This is a genomic window from Novispirillum itersonii subsp. itersonii ATCC 12639 (assembly GCF_000381985.1).
GTDB classification, from domain to species: domain Bacteria; phylum Pseudomonadota; class Alphaproteobacteria; order Rhodospirillales; family Rhodospirillaceae; genus Novispirillum; species Novispirillum itersonii.
Map to the genome: position 1 here is coordinate 279,656 of NZ_KB907339.1, position 25,386 is coordinate 305,041.

At 61.9% G+C, this 25,386-nt stretch carries 24 protein-coding genes and 1 pseudogene; 11 read left to right on the top strand and 14 right to left on the bottom strand.

The window, feature by feature from the left end:
* Positions 1-33: 33 nt before the first annotated feature.
* Genes plsY through G365_RS0106945 form a run of 3 tightly spaced genes read right to left on the bottom strand, consistent with a single transcriptional unit; the run spans position 34 to position 2,883 of the window.
* Positions 34-642, bottom strand: coding sequence for a glycerol-3-phosphate 1-O-acyltransferase PlsY (gene plsY / locus G365_RS0106935; RefSeq protein WP_026345163.1), 609 nt, complete (start codon positions 640-642; stop codon positions 34-36).
* A complete protein-coding gene (locus tag G365_RS0106940) occupies positions 632-1,930 on the bottom strand; it encodes a dihydroorotase (RefSeq protein WP_019644786.1) in 1,299 nt (432 codons plus the stop codon). The genes plsY and G365_RS0106940 overlap by 11 nt, the downstream gene beginning before the upstream one ends.
* Positions 1,930-2,883 (bottom strand): aspartate carbamoyltransferase catalytic subunit, encoded by a 954-nt coding sequence (locus tag G365_RS0106945; protein WP_019644787.1) that lies wholly within the window; start codon positions 2,881-2,883, stop codon positions 1,930-1,932. The genes G365_RS0106940 and G365_RS0106945 overlap by 1 nt, the downstream gene beginning before the upstream one ends.
* Positions 2,884-3,115: 232 nt before the next feature.
* Here G365_RS0106945 and G365_RS0106950 point away from each other — a divergent pair, with 232 nt between their 5' ends.
* Complete coding sequence (locus G365_RS0106950; RefSeq protein ID WP_019644788.1) at positions 3,116-3,613, top strand: acyl-CoA thioesterase; 498 nt, start codon at positions 3,116-3,118, stop codon at positions 3,611-3,613.
* 64 nt (positions 3,614-3,677) lie between these two features.
* Here the strand turns inward: G365_RS0106950 and G365_RS23460 are convergent, their stop codons facing one another.
* Complete coding sequence (locus G365_RS23460; RefSeq protein WP_043741733.1) at positions 3,678-4,310, bottom strand: GIY-YIG nuclease family protein; 633 nt, start codon at positions 4,308-4,310, stop codon at positions 3,678-3,680.
* Between the two features lie 158 nt (positions 4,311-4,468).
* Here G365_RS23460 and G365_RS0106960 point away from each other — a divergent pair, with 158 nt between their 5' ends.
* The 4 genes and pseudogenes from G365_RS0106960 to G365_RS0106980 all read left to right on the top strand — a co-directional run bounded on the left by G365_RS0106960 (position 4,469) and on the right by G365_RS0106980 (position 7,116).
* Positions 4,469-4,675, top strand: a complete 207-nt coding sequence (locus G365_RS0106960; protein ID WP_019644790.1) for a hypothetical protein — start codon at positions 4,469-4,471, stop codon at positions 4,673-4,675.
* Positions 4,676-4,835: 160 nt separating this feature from the next.
* Positions 4,836-5,778 (top strand): annotated as a pseudogene (locus G365_RS23465) (winged helix-turn-helix domain-containing protein).
* A 59-nt stretch (positions 5,779-5,837) separates the two neighbouring features.
* Positions 5,838-6,062: a hypothetical protein gene (locus tag G365_RS0106975; RefSeq protein WP_155976162.1), complete on the top strand. Its 225-nt coding sequence runs from the start codon at positions 5,838-5,840 to the stop codon at positions 6,060-6,062.
* Complete coding sequence (locus G365_RS0106980; protein WP_019644794.1) at positions 6,052-7,116, top strand: LPO_1073/Vpar_1526 family protein; 1,065 nt, start codon at positions 6,052-6,054, stop codon at positions 7,114-7,116. The genes G365_RS0106975 and G365_RS0106980 overlap by 11 nt, the downstream gene beginning before the upstream one ends.
* A gap of 236 nt (positions 7,117-7,352) precedes the next feature.
* Here the strand turns inward: G365_RS0106980 and ruvX are convergent, their stop codons facing one another.
* The gene (gene ruvX, locus G365_RS0106985) at positions 7,353-7,802 is read right to left on the bottom strand and encodes a Holliday junction resolvase RuvX (protein WP_043741839.1); all 450 of its coding nucleotides are present in this window, start codon (positions 7,800-7,802) and stop codon (positions 7,353-7,355) included.
* A gap of 202 nt (positions 7,803-8,004) precedes the next feature.
* Between ruvX and gatC the strand changes: the two genes are divergently transcribed.
* From gatC to G365_RS0107005, 4 genes are all read left to right on the top strand, one after another.
* On the top strand, positions 8,005-8,292 hold the full coding sequence (gene gatC / locus G365_RS0106990) for an Asp-tRNA(Asn)/Glu-tRNA(Gln) amidotransferase subunit GatC (RefSeq protein ID WP_019644796.1): 288 nt from the start codon (positions 8,005-8,007) through the stop codon (positions 8,290-8,292).
* Positions 8,292-9,767 (top strand): Asp-tRNA(Asn)/Glu-tRNA(Gln) amidotransferase subunit GatA, encoded by a 1,476-nt coding sequence (gatA, locus tag G365_RS0106995; protein WP_019644797.1) that lies wholly within the window; start codon positions 8,292-8,294, stop codon positions 9,765-9,767. The genes gatC and gatA overlap by 1 nt, the downstream gene beginning before the upstream one ends.
* A 4-nt stretch (positions 9,768-9,771) precedes the next feature.
* A complete protein-coding gene (gene gatB / locus G365_RS0107000; RefSeq protein WP_019644798.1) occupies positions 9,772-11,226 on the top strand; it encodes an Asp-tRNA(Asn)/Glu-tRNA(Gln) amidotransferase subunit GatB in 1,455 nt (484 codons plus the stop codon).
* 144 nt (positions 11,227-11,370) lie between these two features.
* A complete protein-coding gene (locus G365_RS0107005) occupies positions 11,371-11,751 on the top strand; it encodes an ACT domain-containing protein (RefSeq protein ID WP_019644799.1) in 381 nt (126 codons plus the stop codon).
* A gap of 5 nt (positions 11,752-11,756) precedes the next feature.
* Here the strand turns inward: G365_RS0107005 and G365_RS0107010 are convergent, their stop codons facing one another.
* From G365_RS0107010 to ftrA, 5 genes are all read right to left on the bottom strand, one after another.
* On the bottom strand, positions 11,757-12,878 hold the full coding sequence (locus tag G365_RS0107010) for a methanobactin export MATE transporter MbnM (RefSeq protein WP_019644800.1): 1,122 nt from the start codon (positions 12,876-12,878) through the stop codon (positions 11,757-11,759).
* Positions 12,878-13,753 carry an MbnP family copper-binding protein gene (locus G365_RS0107015; protein WP_019644801.1) on the bottom strand — a complete coding sequence of 292 codons (876 nt, stop codon included), beginning with the start codon at positions 13,751-13,753 and terminating at the stop codon, positions 12,878-12,880. Before G365_RS0107015 ends, G365_RS0107010 begins: the two co-directional genes overlap by 1 nt.
* Before the next feature lie 78 nt (positions 13,754-13,831).
* Complete coding sequence (locus tag G365_RS0107020; RefSeq protein ID WP_019644802.1) at positions 13,832-15,838, bottom strand: TonB-dependent receptor domain-containing protein; 2,007 nt, start codon at positions 15,836-15,838, stop codon at positions 13,832-13,834.
* Positions 15,839-15,949: 111 nt separating this feature from the next.
* The gene (locus G365_RS20670) at positions 15,950-16,372 is read right to left on the bottom strand and encodes a DUF2946 family protein (protein ID WP_019644803.1); all 423 of its coding nucleotides are present in this window, start codon (positions 16,370-16,372) and stop codon (positions 15,950-15,952) included.
* Between the two features lie 93 nt (positions 16,373-16,465).
* Positions 16,466-17,479: a transcriptional regulator FtrA gene (gene ftrA, locus G365_RS0107030; protein ID WP_043741841.1), complete on the bottom strand. Its 1,014-nt coding sequence runs from the start codon at positions 17,477-17,479 to the stop codon at positions 16,466-16,468.
* Between the two features lie 99 nt (positions 17,480-17,578).
* Here ftrA and G365_RS0107035 point away from each other — a divergent pair, with 99 nt between their 5' ends.
* Complete coding sequence (locus G365_RS0107035) at positions 17,579-18,004, top strand: rhodanese-like domain-containing protein (RefSeq protein WP_019644805.1); 426 nt, start codon at positions 17,579-17,581, stop codon at positions 18,002-18,004.
* Positions 18,001-18,447 carry a GNAT family N-acetyltransferase gene (locus tag G365_RS0107040; RefSeq protein WP_019644806.1) on the top strand — a complete coding sequence of 149 codons (447 nt, stop codon included), beginning with the start codon at positions 18,001-18,003 and terminating at the stop codon, positions 18,445-18,447. Before G365_RS0107035 ends, G365_RS0107040 begins: the two co-directional genes overlap by 4 nt.
* A gap of 5 nt (positions 18,448-18,452) precedes the next feature.
* On the opposite strand, the gene G365_RS0107045 is transcribed toward G365_RS0107040, so the two are convergent.
* The 4 genes from G365_RS0107045 to G365_RS0107060 are packed head-to-tail and all read right to left on the bottom strand — an operon-like array spanning position 18,453 to position 25,368.
* A complete protein-coding gene (locus G365_RS0107045; protein WP_019644807.1) occupies positions 18,453-19,364 on the bottom strand; it encodes a DUF5655 domain-containing protein in 912 nt (303 codons plus the stop codon).
* Positions 19,365-19,394: 30 nt separating this feature from the next.
* Positions 19,395-20,519, bottom strand: coding sequence for a restriction endonuclease subunit S (locus tag G365_RS0107050; protein WP_081628472.1), 1,125 nt, complete (start codon positions 20,517-20,519; stop codon positions 19,395-19,397).
* Positions 20,516-22,024, bottom strand: a complete 1,509-nt coding sequence (locus tag G365_RS0107055) for a type I restriction-modification system subunit M (protein WP_019644809.1) — start codon at positions 22,022-22,024, stop codon at positions 20,516-20,518. The genes G365_RS0107050 and G365_RS0107055 overlap by 4 nt, the downstream gene beginning before the upstream one ends.
* Positions 22,021-25,368: a DEAD/DEAH box helicase family protein gene (locus G365_RS0107060; protein ID WP_019644810.1), complete on the bottom strand. Its 3,348-nt coding sequence runs from the start codon at positions 25,366-25,368 to the stop codon at positions 22,021-22,023. Before G365_RS0107060 ends, G365_RS0107055 begins: the two co-directional genes overlap by 4 nt.
* Positions 25,369-25,386 lie beyond the last annotated feature (18 nt).

Below are 25,386 nucleotides of genomic sequence, written 5' to 3' on the forward strand. Positions count from 1 at the left end.
GGCGGGGCGGCTGCATTAATAAAAACAGACTGATCAGTCTTTCTTCTTTTTGCCGATCTTGCTTTCCTCGCCGCGCAGCAGGCGGCGGATGTTCTCGTGGTGGCGGATAAAGGCCAGCACCGCCAGCAGGGCATAGGCGATGACATGGTCCTGATCAGACAGGAACCACGCATCCACCGGGGCCAGCGCCAGACAGACCAGCGCGGAGAGCGACGAATAGCGGCTGAGGGCGGCGACAATCAGCCACGTGGCGCAGGCGGCCAGACCGACCGGCCACGACGTGACCAGCAGCACGCCCAGCGTGGTCGCCACGCCCTTACCGCCCTTGAACCCCAGCCACACCGGGAAGTTGTGGCCGACCACCGCGCAGCACCCGGCAATCAGCCCGGCCAGCCCGGCCTGATCGGGCACCAGCAGGGCGGCGACGGCAGCGGCAATCCCGCCCTTGCCGGAATCCAGCAGCAGGGTGGCCAGCGCCAGATCTTTCCGCCCCGTGCGCAGCACATTGGTGGCCCCGATATTGCCGGAACCGATGCTGCGCAGGTCATAGCCGAACGGTTTGGTCAGCACGATGCCAAACGGCACCGAGCCGAGCAGATAACCGCCAAGGGCGCACAGGCCCAACAGGAGTTCAGGCGTCATGCTGGTACACCGTGCGACCATCAATCACCGTGCGCAGGACCCGACCCTGCAACAGACGGCCATCAAACGGCGAGTTCTTGGACTTGGACAGCGACTTCTTGGCGTCGTACTTCCACGGTTTTTCCAGATCGACCACCGCCAGATCAGCGGCAGCGCCGACCGCCAGCCGCCCGGCGGGCAGGCCGAGCAGATCCGCCGGGCCACAGGTGATCAGCTTCAGCGCCTGCATCAGCGGCAACTGGCCGGTGTGCACCAGCTCCAGCACCAGCGGCAGCAGGGTTTCCAGCCCGATCCCGCCAAAGGCGGCAACGGCGAACGGCACCCGCTTGGTGTCCTGATCCTGCGGTGAATGGTCCGACCCGATGGCGTCAATCACCCCATCGCGCAGCCCGGCCAGAATCGCCTGACGGTCCTCTTCCGACCGCAGCGGCGGGTTCAGCTTGGCAAAGGTGCGGTAATCCGACACTTCCAGCTCGTTCAGGGCGAAGTAGGGCGGGGCGGTGTCGCAGGTGACCCGCAGGCCCTTCGCCTTGGCGCGGCGGATGATCTCCACGCTTTCCGAGGTGGAAAGATGGGCGGCGTGGTACCGCGCCCCGGTCATTTCCACCAGACGCATATCGCGTTCCAGCATGACGATCTCGGCTTCGCGCGGGATGCCCGACAGGCCGAGGCGGGTGGCCAGATCCCCGGCATTCATCACCCCGCCGGACAGGCCGGGTTCTTCCGGGTGCTGCATCACCAGCAGGTCATAGGTGGCGGCGTATTGCAGGGCGCGGCGCATCAGCCCGGCATGGGCAATCGGCTTGGTGCCATCGGTGAAGGCAACCGCCCCGGCCAGCGACAGCAGGCCCATCTCGGCCAGCTCTTTCCCGTCCGTGCCCTTGGTGGCGGCGGCATAGGGGTAGACCTTGGTCAGGCCGATCTGGCGGGCGCGGCGGGCCATAAACTCAATCGCCGCTTCGTCGTCGATCACCGGGTCGGTGTTGGGCAGGGCCACCAGCGTGGTGATCCCGGCGGAGACCGCCGCCTTGCCCGCACTCTTGATGCTTTCCTTATGCGCTTCGCCGGGTTCGCGCAGCTGGGCGCGCATATCGACCAGACCGGGGATCAGGGCGTTGCCGCCACAGTCCACCACCGTCGCCCCGGCAGGCGGGGTGACATCCGGCCCGAAGGCGGTGATCACTTCGCCGGTGGTGACCAGCGTGCCGGGGGTATCCAGCCCGGTGGCCGGATCAATCAGGCGGGCGTTGGTATAGGCCACCTGCGTCGGGGTATCGAAAACGGGCATCAGACCTTCCCTCCGGTGGTGTTGCGGACCAGCGTTTCCAGCACCGCCATGCGGACCGCCACGCCCATTTCCACCTGTTCACGGATCACGGAGCGTTCGACGTCATCCGCGACGTCAGAGTCGATTTCCACCCCCCGGTTCATCGGGCCGGGGTGCATGATCAGGGCGTTGGGCTTGGCCAGCGCCAGCTTTTCCTTATCCAGACCGAAGAAGTGGAAGTATTCGCGCACCGACGGAATATAGTTGCCCTGCATGCGTTCGTTCTGCACGCGCAGCATCATCACGATATCCACATCCTTCAGGCCCTTGCGCATGTCGTGGAACACCTCCACGCCCATTTCGCTGATGCCGCCGGGGATCAGCGGCTTCGGCCCGATCACCCGCACCACCGCGCCCATGGTGGTCAGCAGGTGGATGTTTGACCGCGCGACGCGGGAATGCAGCACGTCGCCGCAGATGGCGACCAGCAGCCCGTCCAGACGGCCCCGGCGGCGGCGGATGGTCAGGGCATCCAGCAGCGCCTGCGTCGGGTGCTCGTGCGCGCCGTCGCCGCCGTTGACCACGGCGCAGTTGACCTTGTCAGCCAGCAGCTTCACCGCCCCGGAATCCTGATGCCGGACCACCAGCGCATCAATGTGCATGGCATTCAGGGTGACGGCGGTGTCGATCAGGGTTTCGCCCTTGGTCACCGACGACCCCGACGACTGCATATTGATGACATCGGCACCCAGCCGCTGCCCGGCCAGCTCGAACGAGGCGCGGGTGCGGGTCGATGCCTCGAAGAACATATTGACCTGCGTGCGGCCCTTCAGAATATCGAACTTCCGCAGCGGGCGGCGGTTGGTCTCGACATAGGAATCGGCCAGATCCAGCAGATAGCTGATCTCGTGCGGGTACAGCCCCTCGATGCCGAGGAGGTGCCGGTGGGAATAGTTGGGGGCTTCGTTTTTCATGGGCGCGGACTTATGACCTCAGCAGGACTGAAGGGCAAGGTGGGGCATGGCCGGGTGCGGCCACCCCCGCCGGACGGCGTTTCTGGCCCTTCTTTTACAGCATCACGGCCAGACGTCCAGTTTTCCATCAGGTCGGTGGGCGGATCTGATATCGCCGTGGACGTTTTCCGCCTGCTCCCGTACCCTTTCCGACCCACCCCGACCGGGGCAGTACACAGCGGAACCATCAGGCATGTCTGATATGCAAAGAGAAATCACCCTGCGCTTTATGGCCGAGCCGGGCGACCAGAACTTCGGCGGCAAAGTCCACGGCGGCGCGGTGATGAAGTGGATCGACCTTGCCGCCTACGCCTGCGCGGCGGGCTGGAGCGGCAAATACTGCATCACCGCCTATGCCGGGGGCATCCGCTTCGTGCAGCCGATCCACGTCGGCAGTCTGGTCGAGGTCACCGCCAAGGTGATCTACACCGGCCGCACCTCCATGCACATCGGCATCCGCGTTGACGCCGGCGACCCCAAGGAACGCCAGCGCTACCTGACCACCCACTGCATCGTCATCATGGTCGCCGTGGACAACGCCGGGCGACCGTCGCCGGTGCCGGAATGGGTGCCGGTGACGGAAGAAGACAAATACCTCCACGCTTCCGCCATCAAATTGGTCGAAATGCGCCGCCAGATCGGCGAGGAAATGGAAGCCCACGTCAAAGGCTTCCCGCCGCAGAAGGGGTGAGGGGGAGTGGATTTGGGGAAGGGGAAGCGCGGGGCGCTGCTCCCCCAAAAACACAAAGTGGCGATCAATCAGCCTCGACGTCACCTGTCCCGCTCTCGACCTCCTCACGTATTTCAGGAAGTGTCTTTCCATTATATGTCCAGTACATGGGGCCGTTGATTGTCCTCCATTGGTATCCATGCTCACGGGCGAGTATCATCGCAGCATCGCTCAAGCTGGTTTCTTTATCTCGGAAAATAACTTTCCGCCTTCCGGATACAACGCATTTTTCAGTGTCAGAGAAAATAGATACCAATTCAGCATTTACGGGGATATTGACAACATCAAAACTAAAAATAGATTTTCTCTTCCTAGCTGCATCAAGGGCGCCCTGGTCATCAAGATTCTCTACAATATCCGACTTTGGAGTGACGTCGTCCTTCCCAATAAGCTCCAGAATAGATTTCACTCTGTCGGGGCTTACAGTGAAAAATTCTCGATTTTTTCTAACTCTATAATCTCCAAACGCATCATGAATCTTCTTTTCAGCAAGCTCCATATTTTCAACAGTAACAGCATAAAAACACTCAAATGGAAGCGGGATTCCAGTTCCATCAAGAGAGCGCATACGATCAGCCACTGTTGAGCTCGTCATGCCAATTTTAATGTAACCCGGCATAGACTGGTTCACGAGAATATAAATACTTCCTTCAGACACTTTTATCTCCGACGGTAGTAAAGGTTATATAGTAAGGTCTTCTACAATCTAAATACGATTTTTGAGGGTTTGCAATATTCAAAATTGGACGCCTCCGGAAGTTGACGTTTTGGCTGAATGTGTGATTCGCTTTCGGGCGTCGATGGCGGGAGGTAAAGATGACAGGTCAGGCGGGTTTTTGGGATCTTGAGAACAGCCTTGAAGTGCTTTCCGCGGAGGGTGATCCGCTGGAAAAGCTGGATCGGACGGTGCCGTTCGAACAGTTCCGTCCGCTCCTCCTCAAGGCTGTCCAACGGTCTGATCCGTCGAAGGGTGGCCGTCCGGGCTTCGATGTGGATACCTCCGAAAACTGGCCTGTCGGTTGACTGTGTGATTCGCTTTCGAGTGTCGATGCCGGGAGGTGTCCAAGTTGAACTTGACTTGCGAGAGAGTGTGATACCAGCCTGCGGTGAGATTGACTCACTGAGGGGGATTCCCAAGATCTGCCGAATATGAGTCACTCAGGCAAACAGCCGGAGACTTACCGTGGCAGCACCGATCCCCCTTCGCCTCGATTATGATGGCTCCAGCCTTCGCTCTCTTGCCCGACACTCGAAGGACGCCGACCAGGCACGGCGGTTGCTGGTGCTGGCGTCGATCTACGATGGTGGCAGCCGGAGATCGACGCCAAATTAGGTGGGGTTGGCCTGCAAATTATTCGGGACTGGGTTCTGCGCTTCAACGCGCAGGGGCCGGACGGACTGATTGAGTGCAAGGCTCTGGGGCAAACGCCGAAGCTGAATGCCGCTCAGCGTCAGGCATTGGCCGAAAAGGTGGATCACGGGCCGATCGCGGCGGTCGACGGCGTCGTGTGCTGGCGGCTGAAGGATCTGGTACAGTGGATCTTCGAGGAATTCGGCATCTCGCTGGACGAGACGACAATGGGGCGCGAATTGAAAGCGATGGGATTCCGAAAGCTGTCGGCTCGCCCTCGCCGCCATGGCCAGAACGGCGAAGCTATTGAGGATTTTAAAAGCCGAACTGGCGGTGGTCCGGGCCGCCTTACTGGCGGGAGCCCACATAGAGCTGTGGTGGAAGGACGAGGCCCGAGACGGTCAGAAAAGTTAAGATCACACGACGCTGGGCCAAGTGCGGGACCCGCCCCGTGGCGCCCTGCGCGCTTACGATGGATCAAGCCGGATGGCACACCACCGACAAACTGGCCGTGCCCGCCAACATCACCATCCTGCCTCTCCCGCCCCGGACCCCGGAACTCAACCCGGTGGAAAATATCTGGCAGTTCATCCGCGACAACTGGCTGTCTAACCGCGTATTCGAGTCCTGCGACCAAATCATCGCCCTCTGCTGCCATGCCTGGAACAAGCTCATCGACCAGCCATGGAAGATCGTGTCCATTGAATTCTACCAGTGGGACATAAATTTTAATCAACGCAAGATGGTGCAATTACCTAGTTTTACCCTCTTTTAGAGATAGGTGAAAAAATATACAACTAACTACCTTGGATGGAGATTTTCGGAGAGAGGGGCGTGGAAGCTTTAGGGGATTATCTAAACGTGACGGGGATCGTCGTCACACTAATTTCTATTGGGGTGACGATTGCCGGGTTCTTCACTGTAAAGACTCTGATGAAAAAGACGCACATCAACAAGCAGACGCAGAAAAACAAGGGCAGCGGAATCGTCATTCAGTCCGGCCGAGACACAAACTATCCGGCTTCGCCCAGGGCGGGAGGGGGTAAGGATGGCCGATAAGAACGACCAAGACCAAGAAGTCGGTGAAAACTCCTTCGCCATCCAGTCTGGCCGAGACACAAATATCGGTCTTTCGCCGGAACAGATGGGGGTGATTTTGGAAGCCTTGGCAAAGCAGCTTCCAGCCTATACGGCAGTAGCCCGACAGATCGTTGACGACCGCCTTGAAAAATTTGAGGAAAGGCTGATTCTGCGCTTCACAACAGACGAAAATGCCAACAGTGAAGCCTTTAAAGACCCTGACTTCCAGTCCCTCTTGACACGAGGCCAGCATGCTTATGCACGGTCTGGCGATGAGATGATCCAAGAGACTCTCGTGGACCTAATTGTCGAACGGTCAAAACACGGCAAGCGGTCCCGGCTTTCGTTGTCGCTCAACGATGCCGTCGAAAAGTCGGCGCTTCTTACGGTTAATGAGTTCGCCGAGATTACCCTGATCTTCAGCATCCATCATGTCCGTATTATAAACTGGGTTTCGCCTGAAAGTCTTGGACGCTTCCTGTCTGACACGGCTGGTGAACTGCTTCCATTCATCGAAAACACGACATCGAGCTATGCATACATGCAGTCGCTCGGCTGTGGGAGCCTCAACAACATCACCTCGCTTCCCTTCGGTGATGTATTTAATGACAGGTTCCGTTTGGTGTTTTCCCCGCCTCATATGATCGAGAATGTGGCACAGCGACTGGGACAGCAACTGCTGGATTTCTTGATCGCCAACGACCTGATCAAGAGGTTCAATCCAGAGAACGTTAGCGAGGTGCGCTTCGATGCCTGCAGCCATATAGAATTCGCTCAAAGGCTGGCGGCAACCTCGCTTGACCAAGAAGACCAAAACAAAATTAAAGTTCTGGTGGAGGAAGGGCTTCCGACGGTCGAGGATTTCCGCAAGGCCGTGACCGATGTGTTTCCGAAATTTGAGCAGCTAAAAGCGGCCTGGGACGACACACCGATCAATAAATTCACCTTAACGACCACAGGCATCGCCATCGGCCATACAAACTTCTACCGCCTTAGCAAGCTTAGCCCTCCGCTGAGCATCTGGATTCAATAGGCCGCAGCGGAAAATCCGCAGCATATGACCTTTGACAAACAACAGTATTGTTCACGGACTTGACGGTCCGCGCAGAAATTGATAGCCAAAACCGCTATTCCGTTATCTACGTCAGATCAGACATTCTGTCTGATCTGGCTGACTGCCGTTAGCTCAGAGAGCGTGAGAGGCTAAGCCTCTCACGCAGGGGTGTGGGGATAAGATCCCCACGCTTCACGCTCCCAACTCCCACACCCTCACCCCAACGCATCCAGAAAGCCCTGAAGGATATAGGCCGCCGCTGACTGGTCGACGGTTTCGGCGCGGCGTTTGCGGGAGAGGTCCATTTCCTCGATCATCATCCGCTGCACGGCGACGGTGGAGAGGCGTTCGTCCCAGAACGCCACCGGCAGGGCGGCGACCGGGGTTTGTTTGGTCCGCAGGTTCAGGGCGAACTGGCGGGTGGACTGGCAGCGTTTGCCTTCGCTGCCGTCCATTTCGCGCGGCAGGCCCAGCACCAGCCCGGCGACCTCGTGCTTTTTGACCACGGCGGCCAGTTCGTCCACATCCTGCGTGAACTTGGTGCGGCGGATGGTCAGCAGGGGTGTTGCCACCATCAGCAGGGCGTCGGACAGGGCAAGGCCGATGGTTTTGGTGCCCAGATCCAGCCCCAGCAGGCGGCCGTGGCGGGGCAGCAGGGCCTTCATCTCCGCCGGGGTCAGGTCCGCAGGGCGGGCAGGGCGGGGGGCGGGGCTCTCCGGCAGGGCTGCGGGGGGCTGGTTCTCAGGGTTGCGGTCGTCCATGCCGGGTGCTACCTTCCGCCGGTTTTTCCAGTATTCTCTTTCCTGCGGTGCCGTCCGGCCCGCAGGGTGTGTACAGACACTTACTCCCACCAGGAGACACTTTTCAATGTCGCTTGACAGAGACACCGTCAGGAAGATCGCCTTCCTTTCCCGCATCGAGGTGGCCGACGAAAAGCTCGAACCCCTCGCGGGCCAGCTTTCCGGCATTCTCGACTGGTTCGAGCAGCTGAAGGAAGTGGATACCGACGGCGTCCAACCGATGTCGAGCGTCACCGATGCCGTGCTGCGGTGGCGCGATGACGTCATCACCGATGGCGGCATCCCGGAAAAGATTCTCGCCAATGCCCCGGAAGCCATGGATGGCTTCTTCACCGTGCCGAAGGTGGTCGAGTAATGACGTCGCTTCTGGATCTGAGTCTGGCCGAAGCCCGCGACGGGCTGCGCGCCAAGGAATTCACTGCCGTGGAACTGACCGATGCCTATCTGGGCATGGTCGAAAAGCACCGCGACCTGAACGCCTATATCACCGAAACCCCGGATCTGGCCCGGGAACAGGCCAAGGCCGCCGATGCCGCCCTTGCCGCCGGCACTGCCGGGGCAATGGCCGGGATTCCGGTCGGCATCAAGGATCTGTTCTGCACCGAAGGCGTGCTGACCACTGCCGCCAGCCACATTCTGGACGGTTTTAAGCCGCCCTATGAAAGCACCGTCTCCGCCAACCTGAAGAAGGCCGGTGCGGTGATGCTGGGCAAGCTGAACCTTGATGAATTCGCCATGGGCGGATCGAACCAGACCAGCTATTACGGCCCGGCGAAAAACCCGTGGAAGGCCGAAGGCTCTGACGTTGATCTGGTGCCCGGCGGGTCCTCCGGCGGGTCTGCCGCTGCCGTGTCCGCCCGCATGGCGCTGGCCGCCACCGGCACCGACACCGGCGGGTCGATCCGTCAGCCTGCCGCCTACTGCGGCATCACCGGCATTAAGCCGACCTATGGCCGCTGCTCCCGCTTCGGGATCATCGCCTATGCCAGCTCGCTGGATCAGGCCGGTCCGATGACCCGCACCGTCCGCGATGCGGCGATCATGCTTGGCTCCATGGCCGGGTTTGACCCGAAGGATTCCACCTCTGCCGATGTGGCCCTGCCGGACTTTGAAGCGGCGCTGACCGGCGACATCCGGGGCCTGAAGGTCGGGATCCCGCAGGAATACCGCCCGGAAGGTCTGGACCCGGAAATCAACGCCCTGTGGGATAAGGGCATCGACATGCTGAAGGCCGCCGGGGCCGAGGTGGTCGATATCAGCCTGCCGCACACCAAGTATGCGCTGGCGACCTATTACATCATCGCCCCGGCGGAAGCCTCTTCCAACCTCGCCCGCTATGACGGCCTGCGCTTCGGCCTGCGGGTTGAGGGCAAGACGCTGGATGAGATGTACGCCAAAACCCGCGCCGCCGGGTTTGGGGAGGAAGTGCAGCGCCGGATCCTGATGGGCACCTATGTGCTGTCCGCCGGGTATTACGATGCCTATTACCTGAAGGCGCAGCGCGTCCGCGCCCGCATTGCCGAAGACTTCCGCAATGCCTTCAAGACCGTTGATGTCATCCTGACCCCGACCGCGCCGACCCCGGCGTTCGGCATCGGGGCCAATATGGATGACCCGATTGCCATGTACCTGAACGACGTTTTCACCGTGCCGACCTCGCTGGCCGGTCTGCCGGGCCTGTCGGTGCCGGTCGGGCTGTCGTCCACCGGTCTGCCGCTGGGCCTGCAGCTCATCGGCCGCCCGTTCGACGAAGAAACCGTGCTGCGGGCCGGGGATGTGCTGGAAAAGGCTGCTGGCTTCTCCGCCGTGCCGTCGCTGGTGAAGGGATAAGAGTATGAGCTACATCATCAAAGGGGAAACCGGCGACTGGGAACTGGTGATCGGGCTGGAAGTCCACGCTCAGGTCATTTCCAACGCCAAGCTGTTTTCCGGTGCTGCCACCGCCTTCGGGGCGGACGCCAATACGCAGGTGTCGTTCGTTGATGCCGGGTTCCCCGGTATGCTGCCGACCATCAACAGCGTCTGCGTGGAGCAGGCGGTGCGCACCGGTCTCGGCCTGAAGGCCAAGATCAACAAGCGCAGCGTGTTTGCCCGCAAGAACTACTTTTACGCCGATCTGCCGCAGGGCTACCAGATCAGCCAGTTCGACCTGCCGATCGTCGGGGAAGGGGAAATCATCCTCGACCTGCCGGACGGCACCAGCCGCACGGTTGGCATTGAACGCCTGCATCTGGAACAGGACGCCGGGAAGTCGGTGCACGACCAGCACCCCAGCAAGTCGTTCATCGACCTTAACCGCTCCGGCGTCGCGCTGATGGAAATCGTGTCGAAGCCGGACATGCGCACCCCGGAAGAAGCCGGGGCCTATCTGCGCAAGCTGCGGGCGATCCTGCGCTATCTGGAAACCTGCGACGGCAACATGGACGAAGGCTCCATGCGCTGTGACGTCAACGTCTCCGTCCGCAAGGCCGGGGAGCCGTACCGCACCCGCTGCGAGATCAAGAACGTCAACTCCGTCCGTTTCGTGATGCAGGCGATCGAGATCGAAGCCAAGCGCCACGTCGAGGTGTACGAAAGCGGCGGCGACATCGTGCAGGAAACCCGCCTGTTCGACCCGAACCGGGGGGAAACCCGGTCGATGCGCAGTAAGGAACATGCGCACGATTACCGCTACTTCCCCGACCCGGATCTGCTGCCGCTGGAATTCGACGATGCCTTCGTCGAAGCCATCAGGGTGACCCTGCCGGAGCTGCCGGACGAGAAGAAGGCCCGCTTCGTCGAGACCTACGGCATGACCGGCTATGACGCCGGGGTGCTGGTGATGGAAAAAGAAACCGCCGCTTACTTCGAAGAGGCCGCCAAGGGCCGCGACGGCAAGCAGGTGGCCAACTGGCTGATCACCACCCTGTTCGGCGGCCTGAACAAGAAGGGCCTGTCGATCACCGAAAGCCCGATCAGCCCGGCGCAGCTCGGCCAGCTGGTCGATCTGGTCAACGACAACACCATCTCCGGCCGTCTGGCCAAAGACGTGTTCGAGATCATGCTGGAAGAGGGCAAGGACCCCGCCGTCATCGTCGAAGAACGCGGCATGAAGCAGGTGACCGATACCGGCGCGATTGAAGCTGCCTGTGACGCGGTGATTGCCGCCAACCCGGATAAGGCGCAGGACGTGCGCGACGGGAAGGAAAAGCTGATCGCCTGGTTCATCGGGCAGGTGATGAAGGCGACGCAGGGCAAGGCCAACCCCGGCATGCTTCAGGAGATCCTGAAGAAAAAGCTGCTGGGCTAAAGCCTTCTGTCAGAATGCTGGAAAACAGGGCTCCGGGAAACCGGGGCCCTTTTTCGTGGGCTTCCGGGGGGATATCATCCCCGGACAGAGTCCGCTACGTGCCATGAGGATGGGGCACGGGGCCAGACGAAAGGCAGAACAGCGATGCCGGTCACGTTACAGCAGTGGGATGGTCTGTATGCGGTGGCGCAGTTGCCGCCCGATGCCCCGTTCCCGGATTGGATCAATGGGCCGGGGATGGTGACCGTCACCCGCGCCGATGATGAGCTGTCGGTGGTCTGCCGTCAGGACCGGGTGCCGGAAGACGGGGTGCGGGCTGACCGTGGCTGGCGGTGCCTGAAGCTGCTGGGGCCGTTTGCGTTCAACGAAACCGGCATTGTGCTGTCGGTGATCCGCCCGCTGTCAGAGAACGGGATCGGTATCTTTGTGATCTCCACCTTCAACGGCGACTTTCTGCTGGTCAAGGCGGCAGACCTGCCCGCTGCCGGGGTGCTGCTGGCGCAGGCAGGTCATACCGTGTGCTGATGCTGTTACCGGCTCCACGGGTCGGCAAAGCGGGGGTCGGTCGGCAGGGTCAGGTCGGTCAGGCTTTCCAGAAAGGCGACCAGATCGGCTTTCTCGGTCGCTGACAGATCAATCCGGGCAATCAGTCCGCTTTTGTGCGGGGTGGTGCGGCCATCCCCCGCCAGCGGGCCGGTTTCAAGTTTCCGCCCGCCATCGGAATAAATGTCCACCACCGCCGCCAGAGTGGCGACCGATCCATCGTGCATATAGGGCGCGGTCAGGGCGATGTTGCGCAGTGACGGGGCACGGAAGGCGCCCATATCCTCCTGCCGTCCGGACAGTTCAAAAATACCCCGGTTGGGGAAAGGATAGGCCCCGGTGCCGCCGATGTTATACAGCCCGGTGTTATGAAACGGGGTCTCCACCTCGCGGCTGCGGGCATGGGCGACCTGATCGTTAAAGTTAAAGCTGCCGTGGCAGTGATGGCATTCCGCCCGTTCGCCAAAAAACAGATCACGCCCCCGCTGTTCCGCCGGGGTCAGCTCCAGCCTGCCCTGAAGGCTGCGGTCATAGCGGCTGTCGGCTGAGACCAGCGCCCGCTGGAAGCTGGAAATCGCCTGAATCACCCGGTGCAGGGTGACCGGCTGCGGGTCGTCGGGGAAGGCGGCGGAAAACAGCGGGGCGTAAACGGGCTCGGCCTTCAGGCGGTCAAGGATCAGCGGTCTGGTGTGGTCGGTCACCCCCATTTCCACCGGGTCGTCGCCAAACAGCGGGTTTTCCATCTGGGATTCCAGCGAGACCAAGGCGGGGTTGGCCCAGGTGTAGGTGGCATTCCAGGCGGAATTGACCACCGTCGGCGCATTGCGGTGGGTGTGTGCGCCGGTCGAGCCCGGCGAGACTGCCCGCCCGTCGGTAAAGGCCAGCGCCTGAAGATGGCAGGATGAGCAGGCCGTGGTGCCATTGCCTGACAGGCGACGGTCGTAAAACAGATGACGGCCCAGCTCGACTTTTTCTGTCGTCATCGGGTTATCGGCAGGCACCCGGGGCGGGGGGATGTAGTCTGGCAGAGACCACGCCCAGTCCCCTGCCGCCGCAGACAGCGGCAGCAGAAGACCCGCCAGCAGGGGCAGCAGGGCTGGGCGGCCCATCACCGCACATCCACGGCACGGAACACCGGCGGCTGTCCCGGTGTGACCGGCTGACCATTGGTCAGGGACAGGCCAAGGGTGCCGAACACCGCCGGGCAATCGGGGTCTGTCGGGCCGCTCATACAGCCGACAGCCCCGCCCTGATCCCGGGTCAGGTCGGTGCCGCTGAACAGGGCGGTCAGGTCAAGTGCCACCGCCTGCCGGGCCGGATCGAAGGCGGGCAGGGTGACCGGCAGCCGGTTGGGGCGCTGGCAGGTGACCGTGCCGCCCTGCGCCGGATTGCCGGTGCAGTCGGTTGACCCGAGATGCAGGAACCATGTGGCGGTTTTGGCCCCATCCGGCTTGGTCACGCCGCCGGTGGGGGTGACCTCCACCTTCATAAACTTCCGCCCGGCTTGCCAGCTCCAGTTCATTGCCACCACGTCCAGCGGGGCGGGGGTGACCTCAACACTGGTATGGTTGAGGGTTTCTGGAACGCCAACCGTAAAACGAAGACCGGAATACGTTCCGGCAGGAAGAGTGCCACGGATCACCGGGTTGGTGGCGGCGGTGCCCGCACAGTCCGGGCCGCCGGTCTCAAGGTCGATCAGGGCGACCCCCGGCTGTTGCCAGTCATTGGCGGGCAGGGTGACCGGCACGGCGGTTCCGGTGGTGTCAATCAGGGCAATATCCTGCACGTACAGGCGGGCATCGCGCAGGGTGGCGGTGACGGCGGGGGTGCCCAGCGGGCCGAAGGGGCCGCCGCAGTAAACCGGGGCAGTCCCGGCCCGCAGGGTGAAGGCGATTTCGACCGTCTGGGTCTGCGGCGGGGTGGTGCCGCAGGCGGTCAGGGTGGCAAGGGCAAGGCCACAGAGGGCAGGCAGGGACAGACGCATGAGAGGGGACTCCCCGTGGGGCTGCATTGACCGATGGAAGACCCCCCGCTCCGGCAGGCGGGGCGGGGGGATGGCGGATCAGAACCGGGCCGTCAGCGACAGGTTGATGCTGCGGCCTTCTTCATAGGTGTAGGTGGTGGTCTGCGACTGCTGATAGGTCACATAGGTCTGGTCAAACAGGTTGGAGACATTCAGGTCCGCCCGCCACCAGTCCTGATCATAGGCAACGCCAAGGCTGTGCAGGCCATAGCCGCTGCGCTGGCGGGCCAGCGTGGCGTCATAATCCTGCGCTGCCACAAACTGCCCCAGCCACCAGCCGGACCAGTTATCATCAAACTGATAGCGGGTGGACAGGCTGAGGGTATCCGGCGGGGCGAACAGATTGTCGCCGGTGGTGCCGTCTTCTGACCGGATCCGGGCATAACCGGCGCCCAGTTCCAGCGGGCCGGTGGTGTACCCGGCTTCCAGTTCCATGCCGTGGCGCTTGGCTTTCGAGACGTTGCGGTTCTGGAAAACTGAGCCGGTGCCGCTGAACGGGGCCGCACGGGTATAGGTGCCGATCACGGAGGAGGTGATCAGGTCATCCACCTCTTCCGTAAAGGCCACCCCTTTGAACCGGGCCTGATCGCCGGGGGCGATGACATCGCGGAACGACAGGGTCATCCCGCCTTCCCACGTTTTGCTGGTTTCCGGCTTCAGCGCGTCATTGGGGCGGAAGTTGAACAGGGCGCGGGTGGTGTTCAGGTTCTGGTAGGATTCGCTCAGGGTCGGGGCACGGAAGGCTTCTGAATATCCACCGAACAGCCCCAGCACCTCGTTCGGCTGCCAATGCAGGGTCAGCTTGGGGGAAACCCGGCTGACGCTGCTGTCATCCAGTGTTTTCGGGGCCAGAGAATAGGTATCGTTGCGCAGGGCTCCGGTCAGGGTCCACTGGTCGGCAACCGTCATTTCATTCTGGATGAAGGTCCCGACGGATGTCTGCTCGCCGTCCGGGGTTACGGCGTTGATCCCGGCCCCGTCACGGTTACGCTGCGCGTCCTGATAGGCGTCAATGCCATAGGTGACGCGGTGCTTCAGCCATGATGCGGTCTCAAAGCGGCTGGAGTTCTGGGCACTGACGCCGGTGGTTTCGGTGACCACATCAGTGGGGTTGACCCCGGATGTATACGGCAGCGTTTTAAAGTGCAGTCTGGTGTTGTAGACGGTGATTTTGCCGTCAAACAGCGACCGGTCAGCATCGCGGAAGGCATAGCTGCCGACCATTTCATCCTGCTGCCGCCGAAGCTGTTGCAGCAGCCCGAAAGCCGGGGTTCCGCCGGGATTGCTGGGGGTCAGCAGTCTGTCATTAAAGCGCTGATACGACAGCTGGATTTTATGCAGGTCGTTGGGGCTGTAGCTGCCTTTCAGTAGGCCGGTGCGCAGCTGATCATCACTCAGCAGATCGTCGCTGGCCCCGGTATGGATGTCCCCCGCCTCGCGCAGGGTGGTGCTGCCCAGCAGGGCAAAGCCCTGTGCCTGTGCGGCCCCGGTCAGGTTGCTGGAAAAGGATTCATCCCCGCTGCGGTAACTGGTGCGGATGCGCCCGCCGTGGGTGCGGCCATCCTGCAGAATATCTCCGGCTTCCAGCGTGCGCAGGGCAATCACCCCGCCGATACCGCCGCTGCCATACAGGGCAGAGGCCGGGCCCCGCATCACATCCACCTGTTGCACCATATCCGGGTCGATCAGCAGGGGGGAGCGGATGCCATCCACATGGTTCCGGCGGGCCCCGTCCACCGACAGGATCACCCGTGGCCCCTGAAGCCCGCGGACCGAGGGGATCTGTCCGGCAGCGCGTGCGCCACCGCCCATATTGACCCCGGGAATGGTCCGCAGGATCTGAAGGGAGGACGCCTGCGCTTCGTCCATCTGTTCCCGCGTCAGGACAGTGACAGCGGCGGGGACTTCAAACGGGTCGCGTTCCGTCCGCGTGGCGGTCACGGTCATGGGGGTCAGGGTCTGTTCCGCCTGTGCGCAGACCGGCAGCAGGGCAAGCAGGGGCAGGGCCGCGCAGGCTGTGCGGGCCAGAAATGGGGTGCGGGACACGGGTGGTCCTTCCGTCAAAAACGTGATTTTCCGATGGGACCGGCCATGAATCAGGGCCTGCCGTGTGCGGGCAGGGGGCGTGTATCAGGCCGGAAAGAGGGGGAAAAAACGTCAGACGGCCGGTGGTGCGCGGGCCTGCGGGGTGGCCAGAAACCACCGGGAGGCCACCTGTTGTTCCGGCAGGGCAGGCGCAGGGGCCCGACCGGCAGAAGGGGGCGCAGCGGTGACGGCGGGGGGCGGCAGGCTCAGGCCCGCGATCAGCGGGCACAGCGGGCAGTGGCCCCCGGCTTTGGCCGGGGCGACGGTTGCACCGTCTGCTGTCAGCAGGGTGCCGTCAGCAGTCTGATAGACTAGGCCGTCGCTGGTGCAGATGGCGATGGCCCCCGGCGGGGCCGCCGCCGCCGCGCCCGGCATCAGCAGGCCCCAGACCAGACTCTGGATCAGCAGGGCGATCACGGCAGCCAGCAGGCTGCTGCGTCGGATCATGCTGACAGGGGTGTGGCGGCGGGCTGACATCGCAGAAGGGGCAATCATCCAAAAGGTGTATCTGCGGATGTTAGCCGATCGTCATGAAAAAGCCATAGATTAATAAAGGGCGTTGTCCGGGATCACGGTGGCAGCGGGTGTTCAGGCCCGGGCGGAAGGCTGGTCCGGGGTGCCGAAGGCCGCGCGGTAGGCACCGGGGGTAACGCCCAGCACCTGCCGGAAGTGGTGACGCAGGGTTGCCGCACTGCCAAACCCGGCGACCACGGCGATTTCCTCGATGCTGGCGGGGGTGGTTTCCAGCAGGGTGCGGGCGCGGTTCAGGCGTTCGGTCAGCAGCCAGCGGGCCGGGGTGGTGCCGGTGGCGGCTTCAAAGCGGCGCAGGAAGGTGCGGCGGCTCATGCTGACCCGGCGGGCCAGTGTCTCCACGGTATGGGCCGTGCCCAGTGTGCGGCGCAGATGGTCCAGCAGCGGGCCGAGGCGGCTGCTTTCATGGGGGCGGGGCACCGCCTGCTGGATGAACTGCGCCTGCCCGCCGTCGCGGTGGGCGGGCAGAACCAGCCGCCGGGCGACACTGTTGGCGGCCCCGGTGCCAAAGTCATGGCGGATGATGTGCAGGCACAGGTCCAGCCCGGCGGCGGTCCCGGCGGAGGTCATCACCATGCCGGTATCGACATACAGCACATCCGGGGTGACATGGATGGCGGGAAAGCGCTGGTGCAGGGTGTCGGTATACCGCCAGTGGGTGGTGGCCTGCCGCCCGTCCAGCAGGCCGCTGGCGGCCAGCACAAACACCCCGGAACAGAAGCTGATCACCCGCGCCCCGCGCTGATGGGCGGCGCGCAGGGCGGCACACAGGGCGTCCGGCACCGGCTCATCCATGCCGCGCCAGCCGGGGGCAATGATCAGATCGGCCTGTTGCAGCAGATCAAGGCCGCCATCGACGGTAAAGGTCAGGCCGCCGGTGGCCCGCATCAGCCCGTCATCAACCCCGGCGACGGCAAAGCGGTACCAGCCGCTGCCCATTTCCGGGCGCGACAGGCCGAACACCTCGACGGCGATGCCGAACTCAAAAGTACACAGCCGGTCATAGGCCAGCGCCACCACCAGCGGGCCGGTCAGAACGGAAGAGGGGGCGGGGGTCTGATCATTTGGCATAATTTTGATGCTACATGGCAGATGTGCCATCTGCAAGCCGGAACCGTTCTGACATAGCCTGTGGTCATTGGATTTTCCCAGACACACCGGAGACCCCCGATGAGCTTTGTCACTGACTATCCCGCCGCCACGCCGGAACAGACCGCCGCCCATTTTCTGGCCCGCCTGTCGGTGGAAACCGACTGCGCCGATGTCGCCCATGCCCTGCGCAGCGGCGCTGTGGATTTTGTTCTGCTGCATGTCGTCGGCTCGCCGGAGGCCTACGCCCGCCGCCATGTGCCGGGGGCGCTGCACCTGCCACACCGCGAGATGACGGCGGAGCGGATGGCGGAATGGCCGGACGACACCCTGTTTGTGGTCTACTGCGCCGGTCCGCACTGCAACGGGGCCGATCAGGCGGCGCTGAAGCTGGCGCGCCTGCGCCGCCCGGTAAAGATCATGATCGGCGGCATCACCGGCTGGGCCGATGAAGGCAACCCCTTTGCCACCGGCCCGCAGCCGGGCAGCATGGCGGGGGCCGAATGATCATCCGGCCTTTTACTCCGGCGGATGTGCCGGGGGTATGGGGGATGATGCGGGATCTGGCGGTGTTTGAAGGCTACAGCGACCGCTTCCGCGTCATCCCGCAGGATGTGTTGACCCACGGCTTCGGCCCGCAGCCGCGCTTTGGCGTGCTGGTGGCCGACCGGGGAGAGGGGGCGTGCGGGATGGCGGTGCATTACACCATCCCCTGGACCTTCGACCTGCGCCCGGTGGTGGTGCTGAAGGAACTGTTCGTTCAGCCCGCCGCCCGGGGGCAGGGGGTGGGACAGGCGCTGGTCCGGGGTCTGGCGGAGCATGCCGCCGGCCTCGATGCTTCCGCCCTGCGCTGGACCGTGCTGCCCGGCAACATCCCGGCACAGGCGCTGTATGCCGGGCTGGGCGGGCAGAAAGACCCGGACTGGGACCACTGGGTGCTGCCGCTGTAGGGGGGCTATGATGCCTCGTAACTGCGTTCGATCAGCGGTTTGGCTTTTTCCAGATCGTCCAGACTGCGCAGGGTGATTTCCAGATCGCCGGTGCCAAAATGGCCGATGCCGCGCACATCGCGGGTGAAGCCGGGGATCAGCGCGACGCTGTCGGGATTGATCTTGACATAAACGACCAGAGTCCGGGTTTTGATGTGGACCTCGACACAGGCAAAGTTCTTCAGGCGGACAAAGGCGAAATAAGGCTTCAATACCCGGAACTGAACATCATCGCCCAAGGCCAGCATCCACGCCTTCAGCGCCTCGAACCGGTCGGTCAGCTCCTGATCCGCCTGCGCCAGATAGTCGCTGACGGTCTTGGTTCTGGCCTTTGGCCCCGCCCCGGCAGCGGCAGCCGTCTGTTCCGGCGTGGCATCGGTGCTGCTGACCTGATCCAGCAGCAGCAGGTCATCGCCGTAATGGCGGTAGCGGATCAGCTCTATCGTGCGGTTGATCTGTTTGATGGCGTGAATGTCGTATCTGGTAAAGTCCCCGGCGATGCACAGCAGCCGGGGCGAGGACCATTCGACCGAGGCGGCGGCCTCCTTGCCGTAGGTTTCCATCACCAGCCATTCAAAGTCTTTTTTGTGGTCCATCAGCCAGTCGAGGTAAAACAGGCCCTGATTGATGATGTTCTCGTTGCTGGCCCGCTTGTATTCGATGATGACGGGGCACCCGTTTTCGTCGATGCCCAGCGTATCCATCCGCCCGCCGTGATCGCGGCCGGTGCTGTATTCGCTGGCCAGAAACCGCACCCCGAGGAAGGTTTCCAGATGCCTTTCGATCAGGGTCTGAAGCGACTTTTCCAGCACCGCCGAGGCCCCGGCGATTTCGCAGGGGCCACTGGCGGACAGGCGGAACAGTTTGATGTCGCTCATGGAAAAGGGGCCTTGTGGTGCAGGGCGGGTTTACAGCTCGCCCCGGAAAGCGCGCTGGGAGAGGGAGGCGAAGAGGATGTTAGCCTGCTGAACCCCCAGTTGATAGTTCTCGGAAGACGCTGCAAGCTTGGCCTCCAAGTTAACGAACTTATGTTGATCTCTAATGGGAGGAAGAGGGATAACGAAGGATGTCACGTCGCCTTGATTGATGCTAGCTTGGTTTACAGCATCCTTTGCTCGCCTCTGAATTTGCTCGTTGACGAAAGCGGTTTGAAGGACCCGTGTCAGATACGCTGGATGGATCCGTTGATCGTCGACAGAGAGCCGCATCATGTTGGACTCGAATACCGTGAGTTCCTGTAACTCTGGAACGAGGGCGCATTTGCCCAAGTGGGTACGGCTGTTGACCCGGTTTATAAGAATATCGTGCTGACCTAACTGGTATGTATTTGCTTCGCCTGCACTCAATCGAACCCTTTTAAGATGTGATAAGCGATTAATATTACCATTGTAGAAAGAGTCGATACGTACGATCGGGATCCCAGAGCCATAAGCCGTCGAAGGCTTATACAATCCGTTTTGAGGCCCACGAGTGATCAATTGGCCTAAGGGCATCATCAACCATCCCATGGGATTGGTAAAGAAGTCCCCAAACATCTCGAGAAAGGCCGAGCGGAGGAAGTCGTCGGCGAGGGCGAGGGCCTGCTGGCGTTTGCGGCGGATGGCATCCGCCTTGTCCAGAATGGCGGCGATGCGGCGTTGTTCGTCGAGGGGGGGGACTGGGATTTTTACCGCAGCTAGATCATTTCTGTTTAGGCCGGGGATTGATGTTGTGATTGTCAGATGGCCGAGGGAAATCCGCGATAGCATGTGAAAGGTATAGCGGAGGCTGATCTCTCTCTCTTTCTTCGGCACCATGTAAAACGTTGTGTCAATTGGCCACCCACCGCGTTCGGCGAAGGTTAGTTTTCCGACTGAACCCTTGCGGCCTACGACGATCATCGGATTTTTGACAAGTGCATCTGAATGACGACCAACGAAACCGGCAGAACCAAATACTTCCCACTCGCCCGAGGCATCTCGTGCATCAGATTTGAGGGCTGCCCCGTACTCAATCTGAAACAGCTCCCCTAAGGGTAAACTAGAAGCACTCACCCCAGCATCTCCTCAAGCTCGGCCATATCCTTGGCGATATCGGCATGCAGGGCCTTCATGCGGTCCAAGATCACCTTGGGCGGGTCGTAGGCTTCTTCCACATGCACCGTCTCGCGGTAGCGCGACAGCGACAGGTCGTATTTCTGGGCGCGGATGTCGTCTGCCGGAACACAGAATGCCTTGGCGGTGCGGTCGGTGTCGGTGGCCGGGTCGCGGGTTTTCCAGCGGGCAAGGGCGTCGGGCAGGTCGTTGTTCTTCACCGGGTCGCGCTTGTCATCCAGCGAAAAGCCATCAGCCTGAACATCGTAAAAGAAAACGTGATCGGTGCGGCCGCCCTTGGTGAACACCAGAATGGCGGTGGAGACCCCGGCGTAGGGCTTGAACACCCCTGACGGCAGCGAGATCACCGCCTCCAGCTGGTTTTCATCCAGCAGCATCTTCCGCAGGGCGACATGGGCGGTGCTGGACCCGAACAGCACGCCATCGGGCACGATGGTGGCGGACCGTCCGCCCCGCTTCAGCATGCCAAGGATCAGCACCAGAAACAGCAGCTCGGTCTTTTTGGTCTTTACCTTCGCCAGCAGGCCGGAATGCACATCCTCGGCATCCAGACTGCCCTTGAACGGCGGATTGGCCAGAATCACATCCAGCCCGTCGCGGGCGTGGCGGGGGAACCGGTCGGGGAAGCTGTTGGACAGGGTATCCTGATAATGGATATCCGGCGCTTCCACCCCGTGCAGCATCAGGTTCATCGACGCGATGCGTAGCATGGTGGCGTCAAAGTCAAAGCCGTGGAACATGCCGCTGCGGATGAAGGCGCGGTGCGGCTCCAGCAGGTCGCCGGTAAAGGTCTTATGGCCGTCGGCATCGGTCAGCACCCCCTGCGGGGAGGTGTAGGTTTCGGTCAGATAGTCCATCGCCCCGGCCAGAAAGCCGCCGGTGCCACAGGCGGGGTCACAGATGGTTTCCGTCGGTGTCGGGGCCACAACGTCCAGCATAAAGCGGATGATGTGGCGCGGGGTGCGGAACTGGCCGTTGATGCCCGCCGTGGTCAGCTTCGACAGCAGATATTCGTACAGGTCACCCTTGGTATCGGCATTGCCCAGCGGCAGGGCGTCAATCATCGTCACCGCCGACACCAGCAGGCTGGGCTTCTGGATCAGCAGCTGCGCGTCCTTCATGTATTCGCCGAAGGTGGCCCCTTCCACGCCTGCGGTGCGGAAATGGGGGAACACCTCGTCCCGCACCAGTGGCAGCATCTGCGCCCCGCCCAGATTGCGGAACTGCGACCACCGCAGATGCTGCTGATCCGGGCCGAACAGGCGGGTGAAGTCACCCCCGCCGAGGGCGGCTTTCCGCTCGTTCTTCTGCTCCGCCATATCCAGCAGGCGGGCAAACATCAGGAAGGTGATCTGTTCAATCACCGTCAGCGGGTTGGTGATGCCGCCGGTCCAGAATTCTTCCCACAGTCTGTCGATGCGGCTTTTCAGGTCGCCGGTGATCATAACGGGCTTGGTCCTTCGGGCTGAAAGGTCTTGATCATCGCCAGCAGGTGATCGCGCTGGGCATCACTGGGGAATACGCCGAAAATGCCATCCTCGGCAAGGTGGGTGAAGGGGGCGTCGGCCAGCCGCGCCAGCTCGATCCCGCCATTCTGCGCGATGTGGTTTTGCAGCAGTTGCAGAAACTGGGTCTGGCTGGCGCTTAAGGCCGGATAGGTCTGGATAAAGGTGGCGAAATGGGCCTTTACCGCCTGCGGGTCCAGCCCGACAATCCGGCGGATCAACTGATCCAGCGGGGCGGCGCGGTCGTGGAAGAATTCCGTCAGGGTGTGCAGATCCACATCCGGGTGGCGGGTCAGCACCAGCGAGACAAGGGTTTCCAGATCTGTCGGGCTGACCTTTTGCCCGGCCCGGATCTTCTTCAGGGTCGGGTCGGTGGCAAACAGTTCGGTCAGGGCCTGCTCAACCCGGGCGCGGTAGGCGGCCAGATCAATCGAAATCAGGTTAGAGCTGCGCTTTTCGGTCTGAATCTGTGTTTCGTCTTCGGTGATATCGTAAACGCGGATCTGATGCAGCAGACTGCCGCCGGGGGTCTGGCAATACTGCATGATGCCGCGCAGATCCTGCCGCAGATCTTCGATCCGGGGCAGCGTGACCGATGACCAGAACTCGGGCGATTTGACCCGCCGGATGCTGTCGGCCTTGGCCTTCACCGGGTTAAGGTTCATTTGCAGGCTGTTGACGGCGTTGACCACCTCCGCCTTCAGGGTGTCAAAGGCCGATGATTTTTTCAGGTGTGCCGTCTGCAGGGTGGTCGCCAGCAGGTCGAAGGTCAGGGCATCGGTGGCCCCGCGCACGTTGACCCACTGCATCAGCGGCGCGATCTGCTTTTTCAGCCTGTGCACCGTGGCGGGGGCAAAGTCTTCAATCACCCCGTCCTGAAGCAGGGCGTGCACTTCCTGAAGGTGTTCGCGGACGCTGATGCTGTCTTCCGGCAGGGCCCGCACATCGGCCTCAATCAGCCGGGCTGTGGCGGTAAAGGCATCAATTTCGGCGGCGGACAGGGCGGTTGCCGCCAGATCCAGCCGGGCCTCGAACAGGCGTTGCATCAGCGGTTTGGGGGTGTTGGGCTGTGCTTCCGGCTTGTTCTGGGCGAAGTATTCAAAGTTGCCCCAGTGGTCAAAGATGCGGAAGACGCTTTTATCCTGCCCCGGACCAAACAGGTCTTCGCACCGGCGGGTGCCGCGCCCGATCATCTGCCAGAACTTGACCCGCGACCTGACCGGCTTGGCGAACACCAGATTGACGATTTCCGGCACGTCGATGCCGGTGTCGAGCATATCGACCGAGAGGGCGATGGTCAGGTCGTTATTGCTGCCGTCGCCCTTGAAGTCGTCGATCAATGCCTCGGCACGCGGGTTATAGGTGTCGATGACCTGACAGAATTTTCCGCCATATTGCGGGTACATTTCGTTAAACAGGGTTTCCAGCAGCACTGCGTGGTCATGGTTGCGGGCGAAGATCACCGACTTACCGGGAAGCTGGCCGGTGGCGTCGCGGATGCCGTTTTCCATCAGGTTGCGCAGGATCTGGCGTTCGGTATCCTTATTGAAGACCAGCCTGCCGAGGTCGCCGGCCTCGTGCTCCACGGTGTCGGGGTCGTCCTCGACCTCCTGCTTCTGCCGGTCTGACAGGTCATCGTATTTGATGCCATCGCGCAGGAACTGGGTGGTGTGGCTGAACACCTCGTAAGGGACCAGCCATTTTTCCTCGACGGCCCGCTCCAGCGTGTAAGCTGCTGTCGGGTCCTGATTTTTACAGCCGAACAGCCCGAAGGTATTCCGCGAGATGAATTCGACCGGGGTCGCGGTCAGGCCGACCTGAAGCGCATCGAAATAGCGGAAAATATCACCATAGACATTATAGACGGAGCGGTGGCTTTCGTCGGCGATGATCAGGTCAAAGTAACCGACGTCAAAGGTCTGGAAGATGTTCATCATCGCCGGATAGGTGGCGATGTGAATCCGGTCCTCCTTTTTTCTGGCCGTGCTGGCGTTCAGGATGGTCAGCGGCTCTGTCGGCAGATGGTCGGTGAAGGCGTTTTTGGCCTGTTTGCGCAGTTCGTTCCGGTCGCACAGGAACAGGACGCGTGTGACCCATTTTGCCCGGATCAAGAGATCAGTCAGGGCGACGGCGACGCGGGTTTTTCCGGTGCCGGTGGCCTGTACGATCAGGGCCTTGGTGTGTTTCTTCTCAAAGGCTTCGGTGACGCGCTTGATCGTTTCAGCCTGATACAGGCGCGGGCCGCCGGCGATGGCAGGGTTGAGGGGCAGGCTGCTGAGCGGCTGTCTGGAAGACCGCTTGAAGCGCACCAGATGCTGAAGGCTGGCCTTGGAATAAAAGCCATACAGCTTGCGTTCGGGGTAGCCCCCGGCGTCATCCCACAGCCAGATGTCATAGCCGTTGGTGGTGAAAATTGCCGGGCGCAGGCCGTACTGCCGTTCCAGCGCCGTGGCGTACAGCTCCGCCTGTTTGCGGCCGGTTTCGGGGCTGACCGTGGTTTTCTTGGCTTCGATCACCGCCAGCGGTTTATGGTCATCATCCCACAGCACATAGTCGGCATAGCCGATGCCGGTGGCAGTGGGTTGACCGGTCACCTCAACTTCCTGCCCGACCTGATCGGTATTCTGGCCTTTGGCACCGATCAGCCACCCGGCATCGGCCAGCGCCACGTCAATCATCCGGCGGCGGGTGGTGGCTTCGTCAAACAGAAGGGCATCAGCGGCCTGCTGCGCCCTGGCCTGAGAGTCAGGCTGGGCAGCCTGCGCCTGATAGGCCTGCTTCAGGGCATCCCGTTCTGCCACCAATGCGGCGAGCCGGGCCTCCAGCGCCTCGCGGTCGGCGTCTGCCCCGGCTTTCTGGGGGGGCGGTTTGGCGATCGTCTGAAACGGGGGGATGTCGGTAGGTTTGCTACCGTAAAAGCGCACCATAAACCAGCTGCCAAGCTGATAGGCTTCTTCCAGCACCCACGGGACCCGGTCAGGGTCAATCTGACCGCCATGAGCCCCCTTGTTCCCTTCCTTACGCAGGACGTGCAGCTTGTCCAGCACCACCGGGGGCAAGGATTTTTTGAAATCGGGTTCGGCCAGAAGACGGTCAAAGGTGGCCTCTGCCGGGGGCTTCAGCCGCAATTCCCAATAGATGGCTTTGGTGATCTGCTCGCCATAGATCCGCAGCTTGGTCAGTGCGCTGGCCGGGTCACTGTGCAGGTAGTGCTCGGCAAAGCTACCAAGTTCAGCCAGAGCCGGGCGCTGGTGCCGCAGGATCTCGAAGTTCACTGACTGCATTCCGTCCTGCCGATTAGA